Annotated in this window: 3 protein-coding genes; 2 read left to right on the top strand and 1 reads right to left on the bottom strand. The window is 44.6% G+C overall.

All coding sequences use genetic code 11. The annotated features are described in order from the left end of the window. Nucleotides 1-99: 99 nt before the first annotated feature. The gene (locus F6K20_RS24405) at nt 100-357 is read right to left on the bottom strand and encodes a hypothetical protein (RefSeq protein WP_287296347.1); all 258 of its coding nucleotides are present in this window, start codon (nt 355-357) and stop codon (nt 100-102) included. Nucleotides 358-903: 546 nt separating this feature from the next. Between F6K20_RS24405 and F6K20_RS24400 the strand changes: the two genes are divergently transcribed. Together F6K20_RS24400 and F6K20_RS24395 are read left to right on the top strand one after the other, a co-directional pair. Beyond that, nucleotides 904-2,973 (top strand): adenylate/guanylate cyclase domain-containing protein, encoded by a 2,070-nt coding sequence (locus tag F6K20_RS24400; protein ID WP_207554311.1) that lies wholly within the window; start codon nt 904-906, stop codon nt 2,971-2,973. Between the two features lie 237 nt (nt 2,974-3,210). After that, the gene (locus F6K20_RS24395) at nt 3,211-4,716 is read left to right on the top strand and encodes a mechanosensitive ion channel family protein (protein ID WP_009148866.1); all 1,506 of its coding nucleotides are present in this window, start codon (nt 3,211-3,213) and stop codon (nt 4,714-4,716) included. Nucleotides 4,717-4,864 lie beyond the last annotated feature (148 nt).

Genomic DNA, 4,864 nt, shown 5'->3' with positions numbered 1-4,864 from the left:
CTATAATATATGTACTGATAAACAAAGCCGTTCGCGTAGCGTGGCCTACGGCCTTAAATGCTGGGCAAGTCAGCCACTTACGTGCCTAAAAAATAGAACTCATTGTATTGTTCCGGTGGGTCGGGGCCGTGTCGTTAATAAAGTAACCCGTGTATCCGTTCGCGCCCCGCGTCGGCGAAAGCCGATAGTGATGGCTGGAGTTGGTAAGAAGCCCACACTGTAATCTTCGATGAGCGTGTGGGAGTATGTCACCACAAAAGAACTATAGAGTGCGATCGCAAATTCTCTAAGATAATCCGATTCAAAATCCTTAGTTGAAAAAAAGTTCGCTGGTGCTTGCCGCGAACTTTTTTTCAACGGAAGTTTTCCCGTACAAATGAATTAAAGCATTTCCTCCCTTTAGTTGGCATTATTAACGCACCCTAAACTATAGCAGAAGTCATTTGTCAGAAGTCATTTGTCAGAAGTCAAACTCTTGCGCTTACAAAGGGTGTGAGACTTTTGTCATGTCCTAACTGCCCTGGCGACTGCTATATAAGCGCGTTTAGGGGCTAGTTTTGCCCAAGTCCTATTGAAGTTATGGTAAATTGTAGCGATTTTAGGGGGTGTAACCCCCCATAGTCAATGCCCCTTCATAGCTTAATATCTAGCCAAGATTCCAACTGCGTACATTCTAAGAGTTTTGTTATCGAACTCTTTACCTACTCCTGAGCAGGAAGAAGATAGATCAAATTCCATAGCCTCTCAGGTGTGGAGTGAGGCAATTGAGGATCACACAAGGTAACAGGTATCATCATTCACAATTGGGGATCAGGGAGGCTGTTCATGGGATTGCTCAACAACTTCAGTATCAGGTCAAAACTTATATTTATGTTGCTGGCTCTGAGCACTTGCTCGCTGTTCGTGACTGCTTATATCGGTTATCGGAGTGGTAAGTCTCATCTGAGCAAAACAGTATCAAACCAGTTAACCAGTCTACGAGCTTCCAAAGCAGATCAAATAGAATCATACTTTGAAGATATTCGCCATCAGACCCAGACCCTGAGTGAAAACTTAATGGTGGTCGAGGCGATGCAGGAATTTAAAACAGCCTACAACCAACTGCAACAATCTAGGACACCAACTGATACACCAACTGATTTAGAGGACACCCTCAAAGAATACTACCGTAAAGAATTTTTAACCAAACTAGCGGAAACTAGCGACGGGAAGCCTGTATTAGAATCCTACTTACCAGAAACCTCTGCGGCTCGTTACCTCCAGTACTATTACATCGCCACTAACCCCAACCCAGCTGGGGAGAAACATCTCCTAGATGATCCAGAAGACAAGAGTGAGTACAGTAGTATTCACACCCGCTACCACCCAATTTTTCGCAACATTGTTGAAAAGTTTGCTTACCAGGATATGTTGCTGATCGATCCTCAAACCGGTGAGATTGTCTACTCAGTTTTTAAAGAAACAGACTTTGGCACCAATCTCACCACTGGACCATACAGTGATAGTAACTTGGCATTCGCCTTAGGCGACCTCCGAAAAGCCAAGGGAAAGGATTATGTGCAGATATTTGATTTTGATTCCTACCGTCCTTCTTTTGGAGCCCCAGTAGCATTTATTGCTGCTCCCATCTATGACGGCTCCAAATTTATAGGTGTTTTGGCATTCCAGCTTCCGGTTAATCAGATTAACAATGTCATGACAGGTTACCGTAAATGGAAGAGTAATGGTCTCGGGGATACAGGGGAGATCTATCTAGTCGGAGAGGATTATCTGATGCGATCAGTTTCCCGTTTCCTAATTCAAGACCCCACAGCTTATAGTAAAGCCTTGCGAGAACAGGGTGTAAAGGAACAGATCCTTAAACGAATCGAGCAGTTTGGTACATCAATTCTACAACAGCCAGTAAAGACAGAAGCTGTAAAAGCAGCCTTAGCTGGGCAAGAAGGTACCCAAATTATCAATGATTATCGGGGTATTGAAGTTTTGAGTTCCTACGCTCCCTTAAACATCGATGGATTGGAGTGGGTTATCCTCTCCGAGATGGATCTTGCCGAAGCCTATGCCCCAGTTTACGCCTTTCAAAAGAGAGTTTTGGTTTCAGCTGCCTTGATCATACTGCTGATCACCCTACTCGCTATGGTGCTCGCCCATCTGTTTGTGCAACCAGTTAGGGCTTTAATTGCTAGCGCCCGAAAAGTCACGGATGGAGAAGTTGATGCGGTGGTGAATATAAACTCGGAAGACGAATTTGGGGAGTTAGCTGAGTCATTTAATCAAATGGTTGGCAGCTTACGCACTCAAACTAAACTAGTCGAGCAGAAAAATCGCGAAAATGAAAAGTTACTGACAAGTGTATTTCCCGACTCCGTAGCCAAACGTCTCAAACGGGGAGAGACAAACATTGCTGAGAGTGTTTCCAATGTTACGGTTTTGTTCTGCGACATTGCTGGATTCGGCAAGCTCTCTAGGTCCATGGATACCCATGAAGTCATTGCCATTCTTAATGATCTAGTAAGTCTGTTCGATCAAGCCACGGCCAAATACGGGATAGAGAAGATTAAAACCATTGGTGACAATTACATGGCAGTCTGTGGATTATCAATATTACATATAGACCATCAAAAACGGGCGGTAGATTTTGCTTTAGAAATGCTGGCGTTGACCCACCGATTCAGTCATGAACGAGGATTTGACATAGACCTGGAAATCGGTATCCATTCCGGAGATATTGTTGCTGGTATTGTAGGTCGAGAAAAAGTTGTCTACGACGTTTGGGGCGATACAGTCAATGTTGCCAATAAGCTGATGTTTGACTGCCCACGGGGAGCTATATTAGTGTCTCAAAATGTCTACAACAGTCTCCATGATATTTACGACTTTGAGCAGGCTGAGGACATCACACCTAATGGCAAAAATCAGCAGAAAGCTTGGTTGTTAAAAACTGCACAGGAATTAGTAGCTTCAACAGTGTAGACATGGGCTTTGCCCAGTTTTGCCAAATTATTAAAGACCCAAGGGTAATGGGGAATTGCTAATGGGGAATTGGTAACTGAACAAACTATACTTGATTACATTCTTTTCAGATTACCATAATACACGAAATTAAGAACCCCCGCGCGAGCATTATCCTGTGGGGGATGAAAACTTGTTCAGAGGGTTCACCCTCTTGTTCAAGGGATAGAAAAATAAGGGGACAAGGAGATTATTTTGATGAGCAAAGTAATATGGCAAAACGATTGGTTTATCTGGGCAATAGCCTTAGGGATAGGGTTCCCGCTCCTGGTAATTATTCTCACAGAAATTACTCATCGTCTACAAAGACGCGGTCAGCCTATAGCAGTTACGCTCCGCCTAGTTCGTAACCGTGTCTTACCCGTCTTAGTATTCCTGCTATTTATCCAGAATGTGGTTGAATTAGACCTGGACAACAATGTTGTCAAGCTTGTCGAGACCCTGCTCTGGATATTTGTTATAGACGCCTCTCTGTCTCTAATCAATTCGGTGTTGTTTGAAGCCGCTGGAGAAAATACATGGCGAGGACGGATCCCAAAACTACTCCTAGATTTGTCAAGATTTTTTTTGGTAGCCCTTGGTGCTGCCATTGTGCTATCGAAAGTTTGGGGAGCCGACCTCGCTGGTCTAGCTACTGCCTTGGGTGTGGGTTCTATTGTTATCGGCTTGGCGCTTCAGGACTCTCTAGGCAGCGTCTTTTCTGGCGTTGCCCTACTGTTTGCTCGTCCCTTTGAAGTCGGTGATTGGTTGCAGATTGGAGACAAAGTTGGTCAGGTCATTGATATGAATTGGCGAGCTGTTCACCTGGTAACCCGGGACGGTGACATGATTATTATTCCCCATCGGGTACTTGGAGGAGAAATAGTCCTCAATTACAGCAAACCGAAACCGATTCATGTAGAAACCTTTAGGATTGACTTCGACAGTGATGATCCACCCAACCTAATTAAGCAAGTATTAAAAGAAACAGCACTGGCGACAGAAGGGATATTGAGTGATCCTTCCCCAGAGATCCGCACCATGGAATATAACGACTATCGGGGTAACTATGAGGTCAAGTTTTCTATCGAAGACTATAAGGATGCGCCCAGAATCCGTGAACAGTTGATGACCCGTATCTGGTATGCAGCCCAACGGAACAATCTTGGACCTACCATTCCGATCTATAGACTCCGTAAACTCGATAGTGACCCTAATCAGGCAGATAGCACTTTGACAAAGTTTACTGAGAGCTTGAAGTCAATGCCTGTCTTTGTCCCTGTAGCTAAACAGCAAAAGAACTTGGAGAATCTCTCGAAAGGAGCAGTCCTACAACATTTCGGTGTGGGAGAAACCGTAATCCGTCAAGGGGATCCTGGTCATGCTCTCTACATTATTATTGCTGGGAAAGCTGTACTCAACCTCAAAGATAGTTATGGTGAACAACAGGAGGTGATGACTCTGTCGAGTGGTGAGTTTTTTGGCGAAATGGCACTGTTTAGCGGCAAACCAAGCTCAGTATCCGTTACCGTTGTGGAAGATTTGCAAACTATTGCGCTTTATTCAGATCTGGTTAATCAGATGATAGAAAGTACACCAAGTCTCGCCCGTGAAATTGGTCAAATTATCGAAGCACGACGGAAAGCGATAGATGAGGTGAAACAAGCCAATCTTGCATCCAGTCTTGCATCCAGTAATGGTGCCGAGTTATCAAGTCAAGGTTAAGTGGACTATCAATCAATCATCATGGGATTGGCCTTGGCCTTTGGGCCACCCTGCGCGAAGGGCCACGCTACGCGTACGCAAAAGCTAGACAGGGGGACGGTACTGCCTATAAGGTGGAGCCAGTGGTAGTGTAATCGGGGGTTAGTAA

The sequence above is a fragment of the Moorena sp. SIO2C4 genome, from assembly GCF_010672485.1.
GTDB classification, from domain to species: Bacteria; Cyanobacteriota; Cyanobacteriia; order Cyanobacteriales; family Coleofasciculaceae; genus Moorena; species Moorena producens.
The sequence above is the reverse complement of the archived record's forward strand: the minus strand, read 5'-3'. Positions and strand labels throughout refer to the sequence as shown.

Coding starts and splice junctions, on each gene's coding strand:
- F6K20_RS24395 (WP_009148866.1), top strand. CDS start 3,211: ATGAGCAAAGTAATATGGCAAAACGATTGGTTTATCTGGGCAATAGCC.